The sequence below is a fragment of the Aporhodopirellula aestuarii genome (assembly GCF_023701485.1).
In the GTDB taxonomy this organism is placed as follows: Bacteria; Planctomycetota; Planctomycetia; order Pirellulales; family Pirellulaceae; genus Rhodopirellula; species Rhodopirellula aestuarii.
Map to the genome: position 1 here is coordinate 16,988 of NZ_JAMQBK010000054.1, position 22,211 is coordinate 39,198.

A 22,211-nucleotide genomic window follows, 5' to 3' on the forward strand; every position below is an offset into this window, starting at 1 on the left:
CTCATTTATCGTCGCCGGGTCGTTCGCCTTTTGAAGGCACTGCCCACGAATCGTCTGGAGATAGACATGAAGAAGTTCGCAGAAAACGTTGTTGCATTCCTGAAAGAAGAAGACGGACCGACCGCGGTTGAGTACGCCGTTATGTTGGCTCTGATCATCGTGACTTGCTTGATCGCCGTTCAAAGCGTCGGCGACAACGCATCGGCTAAGTTCCAAGAAACTGCCGACATCCTCGCCTAGTCATTCTTGGCAGCTAACGAGGCCCCCCGCGAACGCGCCCTTCTCGTGTTTCGCGGGGGCAGCCTTTTGCCAATGACTCATCGCGACGCTCGCTCCGAGGAAGCGTACGGAAGTTCAACCGATGGTTGGCCTCCCGATCGCTTTCCTCGGTCGCCTGCGTCTTGAGAAAACCTTCTTCCGAACCTGAGTAACCTCATGAACTACCCGCTGCTTCCCGCCGACACCGCCGCGTATGCCTGGCAACTGGCCTGCTGCGGATTCACGCTTATTTTCGCGATGATTAGTTTCGTGATCGGCCCTCGATAAACACAATTCACCATACACGCTATACACGCCGAGCCCGCGCCGGCGGACTCACACGGGGATTTTAGACATGTCCACTTTACTGCAAGCCATCACGGAAAATTGGGCCATCTGGTTCGTCACGATCGTCTTGATCGTCGCTGCCGTGATCGACGGGATGATCTTGAAGGTTCCGAACTGGTTGACCTTTCCTTTCATCATCGCCGGCTGGGTTCACTGCACCATCGAAGGCGGAATGCCCGGTTTGGGTTGGAGCCTGTTGGCGACATTCGGCGGCATGATGATGCTGTTGCCGCTGCGAAATGTCGGCGGAATGGGCGCCGGCGACGTGAAACTGCTCGCGGGCATCGGTGCCTGGTGCGGTCTCATGGTCACCCTCAAAGCGTTCGCCGCAACCGCCATCGTCGGCGGCGTGATGGCCGCGTTCATGATCTGGAAGAGCGGCGATTGGGTCAAACACTACGCTCAAGCCCTGACCATTCTCAACGAGTGGAAAACGGTTCGCGACCCAGAAAAACTCGCTGCGATTGCTCGTGAGCGGAAGCCGACCATGTACCTGTTGCCATACGGGATCCCCATGGCAATCGGAACCATCATGTATTTCGCCGCATCCGGCATGATGGCCTAAAGTCAATCTAGTAAAGATAGGGCGTCTGTTTCAGATGCCCGGAGTAGGTTTGAGTCGAACGCAACGATTCTCCGATTGTAGGGGGGAGTCACCCGTCGACGGTCGCCTACGTGGATGCCTTCGCCCCTGACCACCTCGACACCCATAGTTAGCCTGTCATGAGAAATAAAACCGTTCCTTTGCTGATAGCGTGTGTTTGCGGCACGATCGCCGCGATCGGGCTGAGCCAATGGATGCAAGCTCAGTCGACTGGCGAATCGAGCGTTGCCTCCGTCGAGATTTTCGTTACCGCGAAAACCATCGATATCGCCGAACAAATCACGGCCGACAAAATCCGCTTGGAGCAATGGCCTGCCGACCGCGTGCCCAAAGGTGCCAGCGGCAAACTCGCCGATCTCGAAGGCAAGTATGCTCGCCAACGTTTCTACGAAGGCGAACCGATCATGCCCGTCAAGTTGATGGACGACTCCAACGGTTCCTCGCAAACGATTCCGCTCGGATTCAGCGTGGTGTCGATGCGAGCTGATCCCGAAAGCAGCGTCGCGACCCTTGTTCGCCCTGGTGACCGCGTTGACGTCGTCGCTTACTTCACCAAAAGCGAACTGATTCCCGAAACCATGGCCAAGACCGTGTTGACGGGTGTCCGAGTGTTCGCAGTCGACGGGCGTACCGAACGGGAAAACAACGACGAAGAGAAAGAAGCCAAACCGGCCCGATCGATTTCTCTGTTGATTAACAAGAAAGACACACCGGCGTGGACCTACGCCAGCGAACTGGGCAAGATTCGCTTGACGCTTGGTAACCCGACTGACATTACAGATACCGCCAACGGAGAAGGCAGCGGAGCAGGACAAGAGTTTCTCACATGGTTGTCCGACTACCAAGCGGCTCAGGCGGCTCGACTCGAGGAAGGCAAACGTCCCGCACCCAAGCCTGCTGCCAGGACGCCTGTCTCGGCACCGGTAAAGGAAAAGAAAAAGGGCTTTAAAATGCTCAAGATGTCCGGCGGAGTACTCACCGAATACTGGATCGAAGAAGGGAAGCAAGTCCCAGTGATCTTGAACGAATCCGGCCCCGACGGGATTAAAGAAAAAGATGAAGAGTTAGACAGCAATCCAACGCGACAGGGGGCTGATCGCCCAGCCGCCCCGAGCGATTACAGCTATCTCAACGGGGCCGAAAGCCCGTTTTACCAACCACCTAGCAACCAAGACGATCGTAACCGCCCATAACTGGGAACGACGTGTTGTCGCTAATTAGGAACCTGGAAAGTCCGCCTCGCGAGATAATCCTCATAGAAGTCACTTTCCAAACAAGTCGCATCATCAGGCAGCAGCGTTACTGCCGATGAATTAATCAGTACCTCTATCGTGGTGTAAGCCAAATAATAGAGGGGCCTTTTTACTCGACCCGACCGGCAAGGATGCCAACGATGCGAGCGTGTTACTCGATATTATCTCTCCGTTCTCTCGTCGCGTTCACCGCGATGGTTGCCTACGGATCCATGGCCATGCCAGCGCTGCGGCCCGCATGCGCCCAGTCGACGCTCGCCTCTGTATCGGGTGATCACAAGATCGCCAATACAGTCGAGCGGATGGAACTGATCGTCAAGACCAGCCGGATTTTGTCCTTGGGCGATCGCATTCCGCGATTCCAAGTTCACAACGAAGAAGTCTTGGGGGCCACGCCGGTCAGCGAAAATCAGATCCAGATTTTTGCTAAGAATCCCGGCACCACCCAGGTCAATCTTTGGGACACCGAGGACAAACTCTACACGATCGATGTGACGATCGTTGCAGACGCTCGGGAGGTCGAGGGAATTCTTAATTCGCAGTTGCCGCTCGCATCGCTTCGCGTCATGCCGATCAACGAAAGCGCGATCGTGTCGGGATTTGTAACCAGCGTTGACGATGTGGAACGGGCGATCTCGATAATCGAGCAGTTCTACAAAGTCGTGATTAATAACATCGAAGTGGTCGGTGTGCAGCAAGTCTTGTTACACACACGGATTATGGAAGTCAGCCGCACGAAGCTGCGTCAGCTCGGTATCGACTGGTCGCTCGCTCCGGGGAATTTCACGTTGCTCAACGGTCCTGGTGAACTGCTGAATGTTCCGGCGGGACTTGTTGAAGGCGACTCGGGAATACTCGGATTTACACCCTTCGGCAGTGCAACCAACTTGCGATTGAACGTCAACGGCGACTTCGAAGCGTTCGTCGAAGCTCTCGACGAACAAAAACTGGTCAAGTTGCTCGCGGAACCGACCGTGGTCGCCACGCATGGCCGGCCTGCTCGATTCATCGTCGGTGGTCGCGTGCCAAACGTGGTTCCAGGTAACAATGGTCAGCTGCAGGTTGAGTACGAAGATTACGGTACGAGCATTGACTTCCTGCCATTCGTGATCGGACCAGGCCGCATCCGGCTGGAAGTTCGACCGGAAGTCAGTGAGCCCGATCCGACGAATGCCGTGACGATCGGCAGCACCAACGTTGCCGCGTTCACCACCCGATATGTCGAAACGGCTGTCGAAATGCAAGCCGGTGAAACGTTCGCGATTGCAGGTTTGTTGCAGTCTCGCGTCGAGAGCGTTGTCAAACGGACGCCTTACCTCGGCCATATCCCGTTGCTCGGTGCGTTGTTCCGCAACACCCAAAACAAACATAACGAAATCGAATTGCTGATCATGGTCACCCCCGAACTCGTCGCTGCGATGGCACCGCATGAGGTACCACCAGGTGGACCGGGGCTCAATTCCGACATTCCTGACGACTATGAATTCTATATCAACGGACACATCGAAGTGCCTAACCTGAAGAGCGACCAATGCTTCCAGGAAGGTGGGGGATGCCCTCCGAGTGAGGCCGCTTACCAACAAGGTGGCGTCATCATTCAGGATGGTTTCTCGATGAACAATAACGGCGGTGGTCCGGCTACCAAGCAGGACAAGCCCGCCCCTCGCCTGACCCAATCAACGCCAACCCACCAAATGCCACAACAAGTTCGCTCGGAAATGGGCGGATATCAAGGGCCCAGCCTGATCGAGCCTGCGGCAACGATCGCCGCGGCACCTCGAGGCAGCGTCCCGGCATCCTACACGCAACCAACGGGGGCATCCAGGTTCGAGAGCGGAGCACTGTTGCCAGCCGGTGCGGTCACTCCTTCGTCGGAACCCAAGTCGGTTGGACAAGGCGTTTCAGTTTCCACACCCGTTTACCGATAACGATCACCCTGTTCCACCACGCGGCGTTGCCTCGGCTCGCCGCAAAACGACGGGCACTCTGTTTCGACAGCGTGTCCACAACCTCAAGACCCCACACCAATCATGGTGTGGTGTCTCAGGGCTCGGCCCCCACGCCGAGATCCAAGCCCCTTTCCTTAGTGCATGATGATCTACGATGAGCAATGTCCTTCGATTGGCCCTGGTCGATCCCAATGACTCTTCTCGCGAACAGCTCAAGGCGATGCTCTTGGGCATGGATTCCATTTGGCTCGAAGCGGATTGTTCACGCTACGAGTTTTTTCCGGATATCGTCGAGCAGACGACGCCGGACGTTGGCGTCGTGTCACTCGACAGCAATCCCGTTTCCGCAATCAACCTGATTACCCGGATCACGGCTGAATGCCCGGGAACGGCGTTGCTCGCTGCAAGTGAGAGCAGTGATGGTCCTCAGATCTTGAAAGCCATCCGAGCCGGTGCGCGAGAGTTCTTGACTCTGCCGCTGAATGATCAAGAGCTTTCCGAAGCACTCGATCGAATCAGCATGGCAAAATTCGGTGGCGGTGATTCTCGTAATCGTGCGTGTGAAGTCCTCGCCATTGCCGGAGCAACCGGCGGTGTCGGTTCGACCAGCACGGCGGTAAATTTAGGTTGTGTTCTTGCTGAGGAGCCTCGAAACAGTGTTGCCCTGGTTGACCTCGATATTGCGCTCGGTGATGCGGATGTGTTTCTCGACGCGATTCCAGATTATACGCTCGCAGATGTTGTGCAAAATATCAGCCGACTCGACATCCAATTGCTTAAGCGTTCGCTCACGAAACACTCGTCGGGCTTGTACCTTCTCCCGCGTCCAGTCGAATTGCACGACGTCGCCGGCATCGACGCCGAGAGCTTGCGCAAGGTCATCGGGTTGCTCAAGGCGTCGTTCACGCACCTGATCATTGACCTTTCGAAGACCTACAACGAACTTGATATGGTTGCCATTCAAGCCGCCTCTCGGGTGATGCTGATCACGCAACTCGACCTGCCCTGTCTGCGAAATGTCGTTCGTCTGATGATGAGTTTCGATGAGACCGAAGGTTTGCAAGACAAGGTTGATATCATCGTTAACCGTGCTGGACTCGACGCCGGGCAAATCAGTTTGAAGAAAGCCAAAGAAACGCTCGGTCGCGATATCTTTGCGTTGTTGCCAAACGACTACCGAACGATGGTCGAAGTGCGTAACAACGGCGTGCCTTTGATCACGCAGGCACCGAAAGCGGCATTGACGCAGGCGTTCCGCGACATGGCGACCCGCATCGGTGGCGACCACGGCGGTCAGGCTCAACCCGACCCGCAAGAATCCGATGCCGGGGCAGCAAACGAAAGCCGTTGGAAACGATTCTGGCCTGGACAAACGAAAGCGAAGGCAAAGTCTTAACGAAGACTCAGCAACGTCTGAACCGCTCCGTCGGGCCAATGAACATTGAGCTCCGACGTGATGCGGCCATCGGCGTCAAGTAACGCCACGAGCTGGTCGAGCTCTGCCAGTCGCTTCGCCATCGCGGTGCCGCCACGCACCGCTTCTTCGATTTGGTCACGTTGCATCTCCCACGTGAGTTCTTGTCGTCTCGCTCGAAGTTTGGTGGCCCGCGAGATCGCAGTGTCGAGCATCAGTAATTGCTCGTCGGCGAGTTGCAACTGACCCGTCACCGCATCGAGCGTGGATCGGATCGTTTTGGCATCCGTCCACTGCCACGGCATCGCCGGTCCGAGTCGACCGCCGAAACGGACACGTATCGTGAGCGAAGCCGTCGTGCGAACATCGATTCGTACCGCCAATGCGCTTGCATCAGGCGAGTCCTTTAATGTCAACACCGCGATCCCACGCGTGTTGCGAGGAGACGTTTCGTCGAAAGGTTCGATCCACTGAATCGACACATCATCGGGAACGTGGATCGAAACAGTCAGTCTCGTTGCGCCGGCGACGATCGGGCCGCCGAGATTCCATTTCAATTTTTCGTCGCGTTTGCGAAGGTTCAGCAATATCGGATCGGCGTCGAGATGTGAACGTAGATGAACGGTCGCACCGTCGTCGGTGCGCAATCGTCCGTTCGCTAGTGCTTCGCAACGACGCGACGTCGCCGCTTCGGCGAGCCATCGAAAAGAGAGGCCCGCTTCGTCGTCCAATCCGCTTGTAATCATCGCCAGCGGTGTTTCCGATTGGTCCTCGGTGACAACCCATCGGTCGGTGTTCTCGACGCGCCGCAAACGCAGTGGCACGTCATCGGGGAACTCGAGTTCGATGTCTTGTGGGGCGGAGTCTCGTGCCAGCAACAGCGTTGGTGGTGGCAGTTCTGATTCAGGCGTTGCGGGCGGTTGAGGAATCGCGATGGCGATTGTTTGTGGTTCACTCGAAGGGATCGTTTCAGTTGCTTGTTCCTCGGCGTCCTCGAGCATCTCGTCGTCATCACCGTCTCGGGCTTCGATGTCGATCGATGCAACCGGATGACTTTCTCCTTCCTCTGTCGCAGCGGTCGGTTCGGATGTGTTGGGACGGTCCGTTTCAATTGATGGCGCCGATTCGACCGAGGAGTCGAGTGTGGTCGACGGCAAGAATGAATCGAGTGAAACGCCAAGGAGCGATGTGTCGATTGATCGTTCGCCCGATAGCACGTCTGAGCTGGACATTTCGTGCGACTCCATCACTGTTTCGAGTGTGTCGGCCGAGCCATCGGATTGGAGTGTTTGGGTAGAAAGGATGAGCGATCCATCGTCCGTATTAGCATCCGAGGATCGGTCGCGTGGTGACTGCGACGCCGTAGATGGCATCGCGATCGTGTTCGAATCTGACAACGTGGAATCATCACCACGCATCATGTAGGCGGCAACACCGATCGCCAAAATCCCTCCGACCGCGATCGCGCGCATGGCGAACCGCTTGCCAGAGTTCGACGCGGCGGTTTGTTCGTCAACGTTTGCTTTCGCATCGCTCGACGTATCAAAGTCGGGAACGAACGCAACGTCCGGCGTTTCGGCCTCAATGTCTTCCGGATCACTTAGCAGCAACAAACGCCCGTGCTCGTTGACGTGGAATCGTTCCCAGACGCGGTCGGATTCGTCGAACGATGTTGCGGAGAACGAATCGATCTGGGACCGGGCGTCGGCGAGCCAACCTTCGGCGATATCAGACGGCGGCGTGCCCAGCCGCGCGATCAAGTCGGCAACCGTTTCGAGATTGTCGGTATTCATGCGTTCTCGTCACCCCATCGTTGCTCATCAGTACGTGAACGATTGGACACAGTTTAGCATGTCGCGCCTTCGCGTGAGTCAGTCGAGGCGGGCAAAACGAGCCAAATGATTCTTCCCGATCCGCCCATCGCTCTTGATCCAACCCAACGGGCGACCGCGGTGACGGACGACCAGCCATCCGGTTTGCTCCGTCGCTGGGATCGTTTCACCTGCAAGATATTTCAGCGCAGTTTCATCATCGACTTCAATGCATTCGACGTCCGCAATCGCCGACGTTCGCCGCAGCGCCGCCGCGTGCGACGGTTTCCATGTCGTGCCGGTACGGTGGGCGACTTCGGGACCGAATACACATGGTTCGCTAACCCAATCGGGCGCGTCGGGCGGATTCCCTTCGATGATCCAATCACGCAGGACGAAACGATAGCGTTCATCGTCAACGCGGATCAAAAACGGCAATTGCTCAACGGCATCACGTGGCACCATCGCGTCGTCACGTGATCGCGACGTCGTGCTCCGTCGCCATGACGCGTCAATGCGATCGCGGTCGTTTTCGGGATCATCGTGGTCGGAAACATCACCATCGATCGGATCATTGCTTGTAGAAACGGGCTTGCTAAGCCGCGCGGCGAAACTGCCCGCACACGGATTTCGATGAGGCCACAGCCGGTAGCTGCACCGGAGGGCGTCGGGGGCGGGGCAATCCGACAACTCGGTCAAAAAGGGTTCCAAACGTTGCATCGGAGACGCGTTCAGGCCGAGTTGTTCGATCATGAATCGGACTTGCCCCTCGTTCTCGTCGATCGCGAAGGTACACGTGCTGTAAACGATCGTTCCGCCGGGACGAAGCAATCGTTCCGCTGCGGTGAGGATTCGATTCTGACGGTCCGCATTCAGCGCAATGTGGCTGGCTTGCACCGCCGACGGCGACTGCTTCCCACGTGCCATCATCGCCTGACCGCTGCAGGGAGCGTCGACGAGTACGAAATCAAACAGCTCAGGAAACTTGTCCGCGAGGGCTTCAGGATTTTCGCTCGTGACCGCGTATTGGTCTGAACCTGTGCGGGCAAGATTGTAGGCGAGCGGCGCCACGCGGCTTCGGATCGGTTCGTTGGCCAGCAGGAAGCCTCGCGGAGGAATGTCCGGGCCGGGACGATACGGTTCGTCGATCGCTTCGAGCAACGCACTGGCTTTCCCGCCGGGAGCGGCGCAGAGATCGCAAATGAGTTTCCCCCGCAGTTGATCTGTGTCGGCTTCCGCGGCGGCAAGTGCGAGCAAAGAGCCGGCGTCCTGCAAGTAATACTCGCCGCTTGCGTAGTCGATTGAACGCGATGGTCGCGCGATGTTCTCCGGCGGATGTATCGCGAGCGGGTACCACGGAACCGGATCCGGCGGTGTTTCGTCGCCGAGCCTCTCGCCGACCGAGTCAATCGCGTCGCGGCGAAGTCGCAGCACGTTTTCGTGACGGGCAACAATCGCATCACAGAGAATCGTGAGTTCCTCATCAGGCAGACGGATTTCTCCATTCCGCTGACTATGCAGTGATTGCTCAACCCCCTCGCGGCTGACCGGCTCTGGCTTCCCCGAACGTCTTGAACTTCGCTTCGGTGGACGTTTGGAACCGGATTTCGATTTTTGCTTCTTCTTGGCGCTCACCGGTTCGAAAATTTACTCCACAATGACGTCGTCAATGACAACGCCATGGCTAATTGCAATGGGGCCGTTACGGTGAACAAGATGAATAGAATCTGTGGCCCACGGCGGCTGCGATCAGCGGTGACTGGGGTGCCAAACAGCACGGACAGCTCTTCCTGAATTTCGGGAATCCTTGCCGCGTAAACTAATCCGGCAGAGATCACAGCGCAGACGATCACCAAAATCAGCATCACGCCGATACCGATTTGCATCGGTTGAGTAGTCGGGCGGTAAGATGTCGAACCGCCGCCGGACGATTTAGCGACCGCGGCATGGGATGGCATCGCGTTGTGGGGAGGTGCACTGCCAGACGCCGAGTCACCCCGCGGCGAACGACCCGGCGCCTCGGATCGAAATGGAGTCGACGACGAACCGACGGGGCGATCAGTCATCGAGGATACCGGCACCAAAGCCTGGGTTCAGAGGTTCGTCGGGACCATCCGGTTCGCTGATCGGTTCAGCCGATCCGGTGTCTCCGCTCGATGGACCGCTGGCAATCGTTTGACGACTTGGGCCGCCCTGGCGATCACTAAAATGGGGACGCGGGATCGTGTTGCGGACGCCGACTTCGGCACGCATCATTTTCGGGTCGCTCTCGGCGTTATCGGTTCGCTCATTCGAGGCTTGCCCGGATTCTTGTCGGTCGGCTTTGGAATCGGACGCAAAGTGAGGCGTCTGTAAAGTTTGCGGTTCGTCAGCGCGTGCACTCATCGGTTCGTCCGATGACGTCACTCCTTCGGCGGGAGTTTCGTCTGCGGCAACCACGTTCTCAGGAACATCGGTTTCGGAGACTTCAGTCTCGTCGGTTGCCTCTTCCGGTTCGGTATCAAACAAACCGGCACCGAACGAATCATTGATCGAGGGTTCGGATTCATCTTGGGGAGGGATCGTCGATTGGACAGCGGACGTTCTGTTGGCTCTCGCCACAACGGTCGTGTCTTTGGAGGTGCGTTGCACGTTGGCGTTACTTGTTGAGGCGGAAGGTTGCGTATCTAAGTAGTCGGCTTCGTCATAATCGCCTGCATCGAAGTCATCGTCGTAGCGACTTCGGTAGTTTGGTTGAGCAGATCGTTGCAGTTCGGCGTTGAATTCTTCGATGACCGCGTTTTGGATCATCTCGCGGCATTCGCTGTTAATCGGATGGGCGACATCGGCGTAGAGTTTTTGCGGCGAGTCGATCGTACCGCTGCCCACCAGCTTTGCACCGCATTGGTTGCAAAACGATGCCCTGAGGTGGTTTTTGCTACCGCACCGATTGCAATGACCGGTCAGCTTCCGGGAGGGCATGGCGACGAAGGGACCGTGGGTGCCGTCGATAATCTTTAGATCACGAACAACAAAGCTTTGGTCAATCGTGATCGAGCAGAAAGCTCTCAAACGGTCTTCCGAACCTTCCATCAATTTGATGCGGATCTCGGTAATTTCCACCACCATCCCCTATGCGATATGGATCTCGGGTGCTGCCGGGCAGGTCGCGACGAGTTGGATTAACGCGCCCCCCGGCAACTGCTCGCGAATACTCGCGATCAATTCTCTTGCTTTCGCTACGTCGGTTGTTCTCAACGTTGCCGCTATCGTCGCCGCGCTTGATACAGTCTCCGGCAATGAGCCATCAGAAGTCAACCACGCGAAGCACGCCGAACCGCTGCCGGTCATTTGACATTCCAATTCAAACGGCGATTCTGGTTTCCAGTTTGCTTTGGACTCCCTCAAGTATTCTAGCGCCTCTGCGACGCGGGGTGATAGCCCGCTAGCGGGCTCGGCGAGGGCATTATAGAGAATCCCGGCGTTTCCGTTGGGACTGGGCCGAATAAATGCGTTAATCGCATCGAGGCCACTTTTGGGGCTGTCAGAGACCTTGGCACGCGAGTAAACCGCCGCCGTGGATAACGCAGTGGCCGGAAAAACAACGAGGAACAGGTGATCGCGGGGCAAATCGTAATACGTCAGTTTTTCGCCGCGGCCGAGGGCTCGGGCGAGGACACCTGTGCGTTTGTCCGCGTGACGTGACGCATCGTCGCTGGTCGAAGAATCGTCAGTGTTTCCCAAAAAGAACGGCACGTCGCTGCCGAGACACGCGGCGATTTCCGCCATTTTCTCATCCGTCAACACGCCGGCGAGATTGGGGCGGCAATCGGCGAGGGCCGATTTGGCGAGTCGTAGTGTCGCCGCCGCGTCGCTGCTGGCACCGCCCATTCCCGCGCCGCTGGGGATGCGTTTGCCCAATTCGGCCTTCCATCCGCCCTCAAAACCCGTGGCTTCTCCGATCAACTGAAGAGCCCGATAGACGAGGTTCCGCTCGTCGGTTGGAACGTCCAACAACGCGTCGTCGGGAGCGACACCAAGTTGCTCGGCGACCGTATCGCGGTCTGGCAACCAATCCACTGCCAGTTCGATCCCGGGCGTGGTCGTCGGTTGGAGATGCAGCTCGTCCCGCCAATCAATCGCAACCATGACGGTATCGAGCTCATGAAATCCATCTTCGCGTCGACCGAGGATTTCAAGAAAAAGATTGAGTTTCGCCGGGGGCGAGGTGCGGTAGGACTTAGCGGCGGTGACAGAAATGGCTGCGAATCCGTGTTGACTGAATGAAACAAAGGGTGTTTCGATCCCAACGCTCCTGTCGACGCGAGCGTGACAGGAATCTTACTCTATTTTTTCAATCGCATCCGGTGCCGCCACGTGTCGAGCGGTCGTAAGCCTACGCCGCGACGCTCGCCGATTTTGCTCCATTGAACGCGATGATCGCGACGCCCAATCGATCTGCCAATGCGATCGTTTCTTCTTGGTCGAGCAGGATCGTGCGGTCGGCTTCGATGGCGATCGCGACACCGCCAGCGTTGGCAACATTTTGAATCGTCTGAGTGCCGATCGTCGGTACGTCGAAACGCATGTCTTGATTTGGCTTGCTGACCTTCACCAACGTCCAACCGCCTCGTCGGCAGAGTTCACCGCTGCGTCGGATGCATGCATCGGTGCCTTCGATCGCTTCGACGGCGATCACGGTCGCGTCTTTGATCGCAACGGCTTGCCCGATATCCAGTCCACCCATCGTTTTGGCGATCGACCATCCGAACTCAGCGTCACGCATCGCCGCGGTCGACAATGATTTCCGCGTTAACAAGCCTTCCTTCACGAGTAACTCCGGTGCCAGACGTGTAGCCGAACAGACTTCGATTGAATTGCGATGATAAGTGTTGATGACCGCCGATAGCAATCGATCATCGCGAGCGTCGCGGCCTCGGCCCATCAAGAGCGGACCAAACGTCCGCAGACAGGTGAGGTCGGGGAAGTGACGCAGCCACAGGGATCCGCCGTACAGCAAATCAGACTTAAACAACTTGCCCGCCATGGTCACTTTCGTAACCCGTTTCTTTTTGAAAAATCGCAAGTGGCGTCCGAATCGGCCGACGCCAGACCACAGCACGTGATCGCAGACGGCTTCGATTTCGGGACCCGCGTGTCCGCTGATCGCGACACAGACGACGGGGTTTCCGTTTTCACGGATGCGATTGGCAACCGAGATCGGAAACCGGCCCCATCCCGCAATCAGTCCGACCGGTTCACCCGGTTTCAACGACACGTCGACATCGTGACTGACGACGTCTTGGTTCAAAACATCGTCATCGATCGTCGAAGATGCGATGCGGTGAGGAGCGTTTTCCATGAGGCCGTCGAGCTATGCGGCTTTCGATGAAGATTCGTTGGCGTTGCCTTCGTTCTGCTTCATCATCTTGCGGACTTGGCTTTGCAGTTCCTTCAACTCGCGACGCAAGTCAGGAAGTTTACGCTGAACGGCGAGCATCCGAAGTTGATCCGGTTGCGGTGTCGCTGGCGAACCGAAGTAAACGCCTTTGGTCAGATTGTCCATCACGCCCGCCTGGGCGCCGATCGTCACGTGATCGCCCAAATGAATGTGATCGCGAAGTCCGACTTGTCCGGCGAGTACGACATAATCGCCCGTCGTGCAACTTCCCGCGATGCCTACCTGGCTGCACAACAGATTGTGTTTTCCGATGCGACAGTTATGTCCGATCATGACTTGGTTGTCGATCTTAGTGCCTTCGCCGATTCGCGTTGCACCGTATGTGCCACGATCGATCGTGACTGAGGCGCCAAGTTCGACGTCGTTATCGATTTGTACGTATCCGAGTTGGCTGGTCGGTACGTGTTTGCCGGCGACGTTGCGATAACCGAAACCGTGTGCGCCGAGAGTCGATCCGGCATGGATCACGACACGATCGCCGATGCGACAATACGAATACAGTGTCACGTTGGGATACAGCACGCACTCGGCGCCGATCGTGCACCCGGCGGCGATGCTGACACCGGCGTGAACTTTGGTGCCCGGTCCGATCACCACTCCGGCACCGATCGACGCAGCGGCGCTAACTTGTGCGGAAGGATGAATGATCGCGGTCGAGTCGACCCCTGTGCCCGGAACGTCCTGGCCGACCGGCGGGCGGAAATACAGAATGATCTCAGCGAATGCCTGATGCGGATTGTCCACGACGATCTGCCACGCGGGACCCTCGTTTTCGATCGCTTCGGCAGTCAACGGTTGCGGCGTGATCAAAACGTCGGCGCGACAATTGCGGATCGCTTTGGCGTGTTGCACCTGATCCACCATCGTGGCTTCACCTTGTTTCGCTTCAGCAGGGGGCGCCGCACCCTTCAGCGAAACGGTGCTGGCATTCGACCCGCTGCCGGTCAATGGGAGCAATTCCCCGCCCGTCATCTCGACAATTTGGGCGAGTGAAAGCGGGGCGGGCGATGCGCTGTCGGCGGAGTAAATCACGGTGGTCATGGATCGGAACTCCTGTCAAACGATCTCTTGGGTCAGATACGAAGTCCTATGTAGCAATCCCTTCGACGTGCTCGCAACTCTGATTCAGCCTTACACGACGCCGTTGCTCCAAAAAACGAACCATTAATTCAGCCTTCGCGCCGTGGCCAGGACTTTAGTAGAAGTTAGAAAAGAATCGGAAAAACGTCGTTCCGCTTCGCCCGCTCGCCTCCTTTGCCGGTCCGACCGTCGTGAATTCGAACGTATCCACCGCCGAAAACGAATCTCGACGCGCCGCGTCGTTGAGGAGAATCGCGATCGTGCTGCGGGATTTACCAGAATCGGTCGCGAGAAAACTGCTCGCCGAGCTCGCCCCCGAAGCCCGTTCGCGGGTTCGACGCGAAATGGCGAGCCTCGTCGATGTCGATCCGATGGAGCGACGACGTGCCCTCGAATCCTTTACCGGTTCGCTCCGCCGAGGGGCCGCTCGCGAACAAGACACTTCGACAGCGACTGAAAACTATACCGACGAAATCACCCTTTCCCATTCAGCCCACCTTGCTTCGGCGGGAAATCATTCAACCAGCCAGTATCGCTCGAAGACTCAGCCGAACAGAAGCAATTTGCAACCACCCGGCGCGGTGGCGCAACCTGACCAGCAGCTTTCCCCCTCGCTCGAATTTCTTGGCCAAGTCAGCGATGACGATTTGTTGAGCCTGCTCAACGACGAACACCCACAAACCAAAGCCGTCGTGCTCGCACAGATCGCACCCGCCCGAGCAGCCGCGTTGTTGCCCCGACTCGGCGGTGCTCAACGCCAAGATCTGTTGACCCGGATTGGTCGTCTGCACACGCTCCCCGAAGACATGCTGTCGGACATCGCAAGTAGTTTCCGCACCCGCGTGGACCGATTGATGGCCGCCCGCAATCCCAACCCGCTGCAAAGTCTGATTGATGCGTATGGTGGCGGCCAACCCGCTGATCCTGCCACTGCGGCCAAGCACGTGCCGACGGCGGCCGCTGCCGTGTCTCCTCGATTGCAAGCGATTCTGGCTGAGATGCCAGCGACCTCACAAACCGCACACAATTCCGGCCCAGCGAATACGACCGTGAGCCCGGCTGCGTCAACGACGACCGCCGAAGAGTCGGCCGCCGATCGATTGCGACGGATCACTCGCGACGACAGTCGCCAGTCACCTGCACCGGAGCCGGGGCACGCACCCCAGCAAAAATCGAATGTGAATTTGGGGCTGTCGACGGATGACGTTCATCAAGAACTCGTGCGTCTTCCGCCACGCAAGTTATGCGAAGCACTCGGTCGGGTCGACACCCGGACCGCGATCCTCGCCCTATGTGGGTTGCCAAATAAAACTGCCGATGCGGCGATCAGTTGCTTGCCGCGAGCCCAGGCCAACCAAGTCCGACAACGACTGATGTCCGTCGGCTCCCTGGAAATTCGCGACATCGACCGAGCCAAAGAAGCCATCGTCGCGGCCACGCGTGTCGGTGGGCAAATCAGTGCACCTAGCGCCGCCGCGTCTGTACCCGTGAATTCCCAACCACGCGTTGCCGTCGCGATGTAAAACGCCAAGCGTTTGACATGCCTATTCACTCAACGTGGACATTTGCTTGCGTCGCCTGTTTCCGTGGCGTGAACCGAACCGACATCCCAACGTGATCTACATTCTCTGCCAGTCCTTTCCTTATCAACCGCTCCATGGCTACCATTGTCAAACCCGGCGCCACGTCGGCTCCAACGACGCCCGCCGCTGAGCACTCCGCGCAATCACCACCATCGGCGGAGCCAGGTGTCACACCGGTGACAACGTCAAGAACAGGACGCATTATCAAAACGGTCGCTCCTGCCCAGGCGACCGCACCCAAAGCCGGCCCGGTCGCCGACGCAGGGTCACCGAAGACGGAGCGAGGAGTATCCGGGAGGATCTCCAATGCAACTCTTGGTAACAACGCGAAAGGCAAAACCGGTTTGGCCGAGTTCAATCTCTCGGACCTCGCCGCTGAAGGCCGCGAACAGATCAAACGTTGTCAACAACAAGTTGACGAGATGCTCGCAGCAGCCCGCAAGCAGGCCGAGCAGTTACGGGCAACTGCCCGCGAACAAGGGCACACCGAAGGCACCAAAGCGGCCATCTCAGATATCGAACAGCGGATCAACCGCGAAGCCGAAGCGAAGGCGAAAAACCAAGTCGAATCGCTTCGCAAAGCGGTTCTGCAGATGAAGCAACAGTATGACGATTGGATGCGTCAGTATGCTGAAGTCCTCACCGTCACTGCGATCGCCGCTGCCGAGCGACTGACGCGGTCTCAGCTCCATTTGCCGAATTCCGAGGAAGGATACGTTCCGACCGAATCCGGACTCGCTGTGTCCGATGCCTCGGGCCAAGCGAGCGACGAACCGGCCGAACACCTGCTCGTCCGCTGGGCCCGCGAGGCGTTGCACAGCACCCGGTCGGCTAGCCGTCTGACTCTCGCCGTGCATCCCGACACGCTCGCCCAACTCGGCCGAGCTCTTGACGAACTGCTCGCTCATCCCGATCTTCCCGAACAATCCGTGGTTGTCCCTGACGAAACTTTGAAGGTCGGCGACGTGGTCGTGCGTCAGGATGGTGGCGAGATCTCCGCAGGCCTCGACGCACAACTCAGTCGCTTGCGTGAGGAACTCTTGTGAGCGATATCCCCGCCCTCGATCTGCCGCGTCTACCCGATCCCCACGCCACCGCCGAATCGCTCGATAAATCGGTCCTGTTCCAAGTCCGCGGCCGTGTTGCCTCCGTGACCGGCGATGCCGTTACCGTGCAGGGCATGACCGCACCGCTGGGCTCGCTCTGTGAATTGCAGCCGCCCGGCGCACCGGCGACGCTCGCCCGCGTGATCGGATTCGATGACACACGGCCAATCCTGGCACCTATGGAACCGATCACCCGTTTGGCCGCGGGCGATCGCGTGAGGCTAATTTCGCATTCGCTGACCCTGCGAGTCGGGCAATCATTGTGTGGCCGAATTGTCGACGCTTTCGGCCGACCGATTGACGGCCGACCGCTCAGCGATGATCTGGTGCGCGTCGATGTGTCTCATTCATCTCCCGATTCGCTCGCCCGGCCGCCAATCGACCAGCCGCTGCAAACCGGCGTGCGGGCGATTGATGCGATGCTGACCTGTGGGATCGGACAACGACTCGGCATCTTTGCCGGTTCCGGCGTCGGCAAAAGTACGCTGCTCGGGATGATCACCCGGGGGACCAACGCCGACCGTGTCGTGATCGCGATGGTCGGCGAGCGGGGCCGTGAAGTCGGCGAGTTCATTCAACGCACCCTCGGGGAAGAAGGCTTGAAGAAGAGCGTCGTCGTCGTCGCGACCAGCGACAAACCAGCCGCGCAGCGATTGTCGGCGGCGTATACCGCCACCAGCATTGCCGAACAATTCCGCGACGAAGGACACAACGTGCTGTTGCTGGTCGACAGCGTTACACGATTCGCGATGGCTCAACGGGAACTCGGACTCGCCGCTGGTGAACCACCGACAACCCGCGGTTATCCGCCGAGCGTTTTCAACCTGTTGCCACAATTGGTCGAACGGGCGGGGCGAACTGAGAAAGGCTCCATCACCGCCTTCTACACCGTGCTCGTCGAAGGTGACGACAACAACGAACCGATTGCCGACGCTGTCCGTGGTCTACTCGACGGACACATCGTGCTTAATCGAAAACTCGCCCACCGCGGACATTTCCCACCGATTGACATCCCACAAAGCGTCAGCCGTCTGCAGAATCACTTGGTCAGCCTAGAGATTTCACAAGCGGTTCTCAAAATCCGTGAACACATGGTCAAGTACGACAGCAGCGAAGACCTGATTTCGATCGGCGCGTACCGTCAAGGCAGCGATCCACGGATCGACGCCGCCATTGCAATGCGGGATCCGATCAACGTGCTGTTGCAACAACACAGCGACGAACAAACGCCGATGGAAAACGCGCATCAAATGCTCAAGACGATCGCCGCGGCGCAAACGACTCCGGCCGCACCAACACACGCTGCTGCAGCACACCCCGCCGCGGCAACGAACTCAGCGGCACCCACACCCCAGGCGGCGGGATAAATAACACATGCCCCCTTTCCAATTCCGATTCGAATCTTTGTTATCGCTTCGCCGCCGTCGACGCGACGAAGTCGGAGGCGAGGTGGGCAAGGCGACCGAAGCGATCCGCCGTGTCGACGAACAGATCGAGATGTTGCAAGGCCAACGCGATGCAGTTCGCGCCGAAGCCGCCGAACGATTTGCGAAGTCCAACGGTGGCGGAACCACCCAAGTCATGGTCGACCGGATCCTTTCTGAAGGACGGTATGACTTGCAGCTTTCGGCCGACCAAGCGGCGCTCCGCGACACACGCGCGAAACTCGAAGTCGAACTCAATCGTCGCCGCGGACTCCTCGTCGAAGCCGAAGCGGAAGTGAAACAGCTCGAAAGACTCCGTGAAACTCAAATGCTCGAGCATCGGCAATTGCAGTTGCAAGCCGAGCAGGCCGAAGCCGATGATCTGACCTCGGCGAGACTGACAATCGCCAAACGTCAGGCAATCAAACGACAAGGAGGTCGGTAAGCGATGAAATTCTTAATCCGAATGTTCGCCATGTTCTGCGTCGCCACGGTTCTGACCCAATTGATCCTATTTGGATATTTTGTAGTCCAGGGCACCCTCGACGCTTCCTCGGCGACCAAAGTATTGGCACTGGTCAACGGAATCGATATCACCGGCAAACAACTTCGCGAAATCATGCGTGAAGGCGAAGACCGCGAGCAGCCTGATTTCGATGAAATTCTCGAAGCCCGCCAGCGTCAAAGTCTCGATATCGACATGCGATTGAGGAGTCAGCGTGAGTTCAAAGACGAATTATCGGTGATGTTGGCCAGCCTCCGGTCCGAACGCGAACGATTCGACGAACGCCGTGAATCTTTTGACCGTCGACTTGAGGAAATCCGCAAAGGTGCTCAAGAAGAAGGGCTCCGCGAAGTCCAACGGACGTTACAAGCCCTCGAAGCGGAACAGTCAAAAGAGCTACTGTTGAGAATGTTTGACGATAAAAGAATTGATGATGTCGTTAATATCATTCAAGCTATGCCAATCGATAAACGAAAAGATATCTTAGCGGAGTTCGCATCTGTCGAAGAACAGGACAAACTTCACGAGATCCTGCGCCGCATCGGTGATGGGATGCCCACGACTACGGTGATCGACGAAGCCCAGGGGAAATAGTCTCTCGGTTTCGCAGTTTCACGATTCCAACACCGTCGTCCGAGGCAAACCGATCAGGACATCCGATCACGGCTGGGGGGCCGGTGATGACATCGAACCAAAATTGGAGCGTGAGCCAATCGGCCACGCGGACGTCCGACTCGTTAGCGGCCTCACGGACCGACACCGGCCTCGTCAATCTGCGTCGGCGAATTGCAGCCGCATCCGGCGATGACGGCGGGACCGCACTCGGCCTCTCCGATCCGTTCGCCGAAGTCTTTGCATCCATCGCTGCCGCGGAAACCCAACCGACGCCCGTTTCGGAGCCTGTCGAACCGATTGCATCGGATGACGTGGAGTCCGATACACGCAGCGAAACGGATGACAGCGAAGCCGACGATACCGCTCGCGGTGAGACGGACCACACTGCGGTTGCTGTAAATGACACGATCATCACCGCTGAGTCCCATGACGGCTCCGAAGAAGTCGAAGTGGCGACGGTCGCTCAAAACGAAAACGCTGATTCGGATGTTGCCGATGAAGATAACGGCGAATCGGAATCGCTCACCGAACGGTTGAGCCAAGACAATCAGCACGACGACAGCGATACGGACGCTCCCGTGGTCATCGCTGAATCGGAAACAATCGAAAACGATTCCGCGATCGATTTGCAGTATGGCGTCGCTACGACGCAGCAGAACGGCATCAAGCAAGACGGTGACGCTAACGCGGAAACGGCCCAAACCGACGTCCAAGTCGCTGACGTCGAAGAGGTTGGTCCCAAGGTCGTAAAGGCCGATCAAACGCAAGACGGCGATGAGTCCAACCACTATGACGACCAACAATCTGCCTCCGATGGTGAGGAATCATCGGAGCCGAGGGTGGAACGTCGTCGCTATTCAGACCGCTCTGATCAAGCCGCGACACAACAGGATTCACAATCCAACGGCGAGTCCACAAACTCGCAGCAAGATCCAAGCGGCGGACATCAACAGCGTGATCGTCAGGCCGACGGGACGCACTCAGGTTTGCCCGGACGCTCGGGTGAAATCAAAGTCTCCAGCATGATGTCGACCGTCATGGGAGCAACATCCGAAGCCGGTGTTGCGGCCATGGCGGCAACTCGCGCGGCCACTCAAGCGGCGTCCCCCGGCGTTACCGGGAAAGCGGCGACCGGGCCTGCCGCACTGGGAAGTACCATTTCCGGTGAAGGCGGCGTCGACTCCGCCTTCGGTGTCGACCAAGCCGGTCGCGAAGGCCGTGATTCCAAATCCGCAGTAGCTGCTAAGGGCAGCCCAGGTGTGGACACGAACGCTGCCGTTCAACGCGCCAAATTGGTGCAACGCGTCAGCCGTGGGTTCCAACACCTCGGCAACGGCGGTGGACAGATTCGGATGAAGCTCGCACCCGACCACCTCGGCTCGGTGCAGTTGCAACTCAACGTAAAAAACGGCGAACTCAGCGGACGCATGGTGACGCAGTCCGATGCCGCGACGCAGATGCTTCGAGAGCAGTTGCCCGACCTCAGGGCCGCGCTGGAAAATCAAGGAATCAAGCTACAGCGGATCGATATCGAAACCGAAACGACCGCGGACGCCATGAACCAGGACACCGAAGGGCGGCAATCCAGCGACAATCCCGGTGGACACGCCGGGCAACAGTTCGCTGGTGGAAACGATCTCACCGGTGGCCGGCGACGCGGCGGATGGTCCGATGTCAATGCTTCGTCGCGAAACCGACCGGCCTCCAAGGAATCTAACACACCCACCTCATCGCCCAATCGGAGCCAAGTGGTCACCCCCGGACGCGTCGACCTACAGGTCTAGAATTGGCCACAAAGCCTCCTTCCTATGTGTGAGCAAGAGGTTTCGCGTTCCGCTCAAGCCGAAACCCAAAGCGTCCGTTTTGAAATGACGCTGTTTGCGACGGTGATTTGTTTCCAGGACTGATTCTCATCGTATCCAAGTGCCACGCCCCCGACCGACTCTTTTGAGGTAGCTCGGTCTCTCGGGACGTTGATTGTTTTAGTGCCTTTTTTTAGCGGAACGGCGCAAGCCGTCCGGTCCCGAGTCACCGAACGGCTCGCACCATTCCGCTACATTTGAAATCCTTCGGTCATACAATCAACGTCCCCCGGGACCAAAAATTGCTATCGCCACGCGCTTTCTGAGCCTCGCGGGTTACCCCTCCGCCGTGTGCCGTGCCTGCAGAATGAGCGTCAGATTTGGCTGATTGACCAGGTCCGGTTATGCCGATAGAAGCGAGAGAATTGATCTTTCGCTATTTGGTGGATTTTCTATGATCGGTTCAGATCGGAGCGTGCTCTTTTTTGGGTACGTCGGAACATTTTCATTGATCGCGCACTCAAGGATGGGCCATGCGGACTCTGCTTTTAATCGGATTGGCAATCGGCGGCGCATTTATGGCCGGTTGGTTTACGATCGAACGCGACGGTGACAAGACGCGGATCGAGATCAATAAGACCGAAATCCGCAACGACACACGGCAAGCGATCGACAAGGGCCGCGACCTGCTCGACCAACGCGAGCAAGAGCGACTCGCCCGCGAGCAACAACAGCAATCGGGATACCCGGCAGAGCAAGGCAATTGGCCGCCGCAAGCCGCACCGATTCAAGACGCTGGCTACGCAGGTTACCCCGCGCCTAACCAGTACAACAACCAAAACGGATACGGCGGCCAACCGTACGGGTCGCAACCAGCACCGGGTGGCTACAATCCAAGCTATCCGGCGCCAGGGGCAAACCAACAGGCTCCTGCGCAACAGCCCCGCTGGACCGAGATGCCACCTCCATGGCAACAACAAACGCGTTAAGACGTGTAACGGAAGCCTGCCTAAGTTTCG

General features: G+C 57.8%; 20 protein-coding genes. 13 read left to right on the forward strand and 7 right to left on the reverse strand.

The window, feature by feature from the left end:
* The first annotated feature begins 66 nt into the window (after positions 1–66).
* From NB063_RS19465 to NB063_RS19485, 5 genes are all read left to right on the forward strand, one after another.
* Positions 67–240, forward strand: a complete 174-nt coding sequence (locus NB063_RS19465; protein WP_009100165.1) for a Flp family type IVb pilin — start codon at positions 67–69, stop codon at positions 238–240.
* A gap of 373 nt (positions 241–613) precedes the next feature.
* Positions 614–1,171 (forward strand): A24 family peptidase, encoded by a 558-nt coding sequence (locus NB063_RS19470; RefSeq protein ID WP_250930434.1) that lies wholly within the window; start codon positions 614–616, stop codon positions 1,169–1,171.
* 158 nt (positions 1,172–1,329) lie between these two features.
* Positions 1,330–2,403, forward strand: coding sequence for a Flp pilus assembly protein CpaB (cpaB, locus tag NB063_RS19475; protein WP_250930435.1), 1,074 nt, complete (start codon positions 1,330–1,332; stop codon positions 2,401–2,403).
* A gap of 200 nt (positions 2,404–2,603) precedes the next feature.
* The gene (locus tag NB063_RS19480) at positions 2,604–4,391 is read left to right on the forward strand and encodes a type II and III secretion system protein family protein (protein WP_250930436.1); all 1,788 of its coding nucleotides are present in this window, start codon (positions 2,604–2,606) and stop codon (positions 4,389–4,391) included.
* 175 nt (positions 4,392–4,566) lie between these two features.
* Positions 4,567–5,808 carry an AAA family ATPase gene (locus NB063_RS19485; RefSeq protein ID WP_250930437.1) on the forward strand — a complete coding sequence of 414 codons (1,242 nt, stop codon included), beginning with the start codon at positions 4,567–4,569 and terminating at the stop codon, positions 5,806–5,808.
* Here NB063_RS19485 and NB063_RS19490 read toward each other — a convergent pair.
* The 5 genes from NB063_RS19490 to NB063_RS19510 form a co-directional block, all read right to left on the reverse strand.
* The gene (locus NB063_RS19490) at positions 5,805–7,619 is read right to left on the reverse strand and encodes a hypothetical protein (protein ID WP_250930438.1); all 1,815 of its coding nucleotides are present in this window, start codon (positions 7,617–7,619) and stop codon (positions 5,805–5,807) included. The genes NB063_RS19485 and NB063_RS19490 overlap by 4 nt on opposite strands.
* A gap of 78 nt (positions 7,620–7,697) precedes the next feature.
* Positions 7,698–9,272 carry a methyltransferase RsmF C-terminal domain-like protein gene (locus NB063_RS19495; RefSeq protein WP_250930439.1) on the reverse strand — a complete coding sequence of 525 codons (1,575 nt, stop codon included), beginning with the start codon at positions 9,270–9,272 and terminating at the stop codon, positions 7,698–7,700.
* A complete protein-coding gene (locus NB063_RS19500) occupies positions 9,269–9,703 on the reverse strand; it encodes a hypothetical protein (RefSeq protein WP_250930440.1) in 435 nt (144 codons plus the stop codon). The genes NB063_RS19495 and NB063_RS19500 overlap by 4 nt, the downstream gene beginning before the upstream one ends.
* Positions 9,696–10,745, reverse strand: a complete 1,050-nt coding sequence (locus tag NB063_RS19505; RefSeq protein WP_250930441.1) for a septation protein SpoVG family protein — start codon at positions 10,743–10,745, stop codon at positions 9,696–9,698. Before NB063_RS19505 ends, NB063_RS19500 begins: the two co-directional genes overlap by 8 nt.
* 3 nt (positions 10,746–10,748) lie before the next feature.
* Complete coding sequence (locus NB063_RS19510; RefSeq protein ID WP_250930442.1) at positions 10,749–11,765, reverse strand: 4-(cytidine 5'-diphospho)-2-C-methyl-D-erythritol kinase; 1,017 nt, start codon at positions 11,763–11,765, stop codon at positions 10,749–10,751.
* A gap of 15 nt (positions 11,766–11,780) precedes the next feature.
* On the opposite strand from NB063_RS19510, the gene NB063_RS32295 reads away from it, so the two are divergent.
* Entirely contained in the window at positions 11,781–11,903 is a 123-nt protein-coding gene (locus NB063_RS32295; protein WP_261367471.1) for a hypothetical protein, read from the forward strand.
* A 109-nt stretch (positions 11,904–12,012) separates the two neighbouring features.
* On the opposite strand, the gene NB063_RS19515 is transcribed toward NB063_RS32295, so the two are convergent.
* Positions 12,013–12,978, reverse strand: a complete 966-nt coding sequence (locus NB063_RS19515) for an LpxI family protein (RefSeq protein ID WP_250930443.1) — start codon at positions 12,976–12,978, stop codon at positions 12,013–12,015.
* Positions 12,979–12,990: 12 nt separating this feature from the next.
* A complete protein-coding gene (gene lpxD, locus NB063_RS19520; RefSeq protein WP_250930444.1) occupies positions 12,991–14,118 on the reverse strand; it encodes a UDP-3-O-(3-hydroxymyristoyl)glucosamine N-acyltransferase in 1,128 nt (375 codons plus the stop codon).
* A gap of 230 nt (positions 14,119–14,348) precedes the next feature.
* Between lpxD and NB063_RS19525 the strand changes: the two genes are divergently transcribed.
* From NB063_RS19525 to NB063_RS19555, 7 genes are all read left to right on the forward strand, one after another.
* A complete protein-coding gene (locus NB063_RS19525; protein WP_250930445.1) occupies positions 14,349–15,680 on the forward strand; it encodes a FliG C-terminal domain-containing protein in 1,332 nt (443 codons plus the stop codon).
* Between the two features lie 134 nt (positions 15,681–15,814).
* Positions 15,815–16,786 (forward strand): FliH/SctL family protein, encoded by a 972-nt coding sequence (locus tag NB063_RS19530; protein WP_250930446.1) that lies wholly within the window; start codon positions 15,815–15,817, stop codon positions 16,784–16,786.
* On the forward strand, positions 16,783–18,213 hold the full coding sequence (locus NB063_RS19535) for a FliI/YscN family ATPase (RefSeq protein WP_250930447.1): 1,431 nt from the start codon (positions 16,783–16,785) through the stop codon (positions 18,211–18,213). The genes NB063_RS19530 and NB063_RS19535 overlap by 4 nt, the downstream gene beginning before the upstream one ends.
* Before the next feature lie 7 nt (positions 18,214–18,220).
* Positions 18,221–18,715: a flagellar export protein FliJ gene (gene fliJ / locus NB063_RS19540; protein WP_250930448.1), complete on the forward strand. Its 495-nt coding sequence runs from the start codon at positions 18,221–18,223 to the stop codon at positions 18,713–18,715.
* A gap of 3 nt (positions 18,716–18,718) precedes the next feature.
* Positions 18,719–19,369, forward strand: a complete 651-nt coding sequence (locus NB063_RS19545; RefSeq protein WP_250930449.1) for a hypothetical protein — start codon at positions 18,719–18,721, stop codon at positions 19,367–19,369.
* Between the two features lie 86 nt (positions 19,370–19,455).
* Positions 19,456–21,174 carry a flagellar hook-length control protein FliK gene (locus tag NB063_RS19550; RefSeq protein ID WP_250930450.1) on the forward strand — a complete coding sequence of 573 codons (1,719 nt, stop codon included), beginning with the start codon at positions 19,456–19,458 and terminating at the stop codon, positions 21,172–21,174.
* Positions 21,175–21,725: 551 nt separating this feature from the next.
* Positions 21,726–22,181 carry a hypothetical protein gene (locus NB063_RS19555; protein ID WP_250930451.1) on the forward strand — a complete coding sequence of 152 codons (456 nt, stop codon included), beginning with the start codon at positions 21,726–21,728 and terminating at the stop codon, positions 22,179–22,181.
* Positions 22,182–22,211: the final 30 nt, after the last annotated feature.

Excerpts from the sequence above, each read along its gene's own strand:
- NB063_RS19465 (WP_009100165.1), top strand. The coding sequence starts at position 67 with ATGAAGAAGTTCGCAGAAAACGTTGTTGCATTCCTGAAAGAAGAAGAC.
- NB063_RS19470 (WP_250930434.1), top strand. The coding sequence starts at position 614 with ATGTCCACTTTACTGCAAGCCATCACGGAAAATTGGGCCATCTGGTTC.
- lpxD (WP_250930444.1), bottom strand. The coding sequence starts at position 14,118 with ATGACCACCGTGATTTACTCCGCCGACAGCGCATCGCCCGCCCCGCTT.
- NB063_RS19550 (WP_250930450.1), top strand. The coding sequence starts at position 19,456 with ATGACATCGAACCAAAATTGGAGCGTGAGCCAATCGGCCACGCGGACG.
- NB063_RS19480 (WP_250930436.1), top strand. The coding sequence starts at position 2,604 with ATGCGAGCGTGTTACTCGATATTATCTCTCCGTTCTCTCGTCGCGTTC.
- NB063_RS19555 (WP_250930451.1), top strand. The coding sequence starts at position 21,726 with ATGCGGACTCTGCTTTTAATCGGATTGGCAATCGGCGGCGCATTTATG.
- NB063_RS19530 (WP_250930446.1), top strand. The coding sequence starts at position 15,815 with ATGGCTACCATTGTCAAACCCGGCGCCACGTCGGCTCCAACGACGCCC.
- fliJ (WP_250930448.1), top strand. The coding sequence starts at position 18,221 with ATGCCCCCTTTCCAATTCCGATTCGAATCTTTGTTATCGCTTCGCCGC.
- NB063_RS19485 (WP_250930437.1), top strand. The coding sequence starts at position 4,567 with ATGAGCAATGTCCTTCGATTGGCCCTGGTCGATCCCAATGACTCTTCT.
- NB063_RS19515 (WP_250930443.1), bottom strand. The coding sequence starts at position 12,978 with ATGGAAAACGCTCCTCACCGCATCGCATCTTCGACGATCGATGACGAT.
- NB063_RS19510 (WP_250930442.1), bottom strand. The coding sequence starts at position 11,765 with ATGGTTGCGATTGATTGGCGGGACGAGCTGCATCTCCAACCGACGACC.
- NB063_RS32295 (WP_261367471.1), top strand. The coding sequence starts at position 11,781 with ATGAAATCCATCTTCGCGTCGACCGAGGATTTCAAGAAAAAGATTGAG.
- cpaB (WP_250930435.1), top strand. The coding sequence starts at position 1,330 with ATGAGAAATAAAACCGTTCCTTTGCTGATAGCGTGTGTTTGCGGCACG.
- NB063_RS19505 (WP_250930441.1), bottom strand. The coding sequence starts at position 10,745 with ATGGTGGTGGAAATTACCGAGATCCGCATCAAATTGATGGAAGGTTCG.
- NB063_RS19490 (WP_250930438.1), bottom strand. The coding sequence starts at position 7,619 with ATGAATACCGACAATCTCGAAACGGTTGCCGACTTGATCGCGCGGCTG.
- NB063_RS19545 (WP_250930449.1), top strand. The coding sequence starts at position 18,719 with ATGAAATTCTTAATCCGAATGTTCGCCATGTTCTGCGTCGCCACGGTT.
- NB063_RS19500 (WP_250930440.1), bottom strand. The coding sequence starts at position 9,703 with ATGACTGATCGCCCCGTCGGTTCGTCGTCGACTCCATTTCGATCCGAG.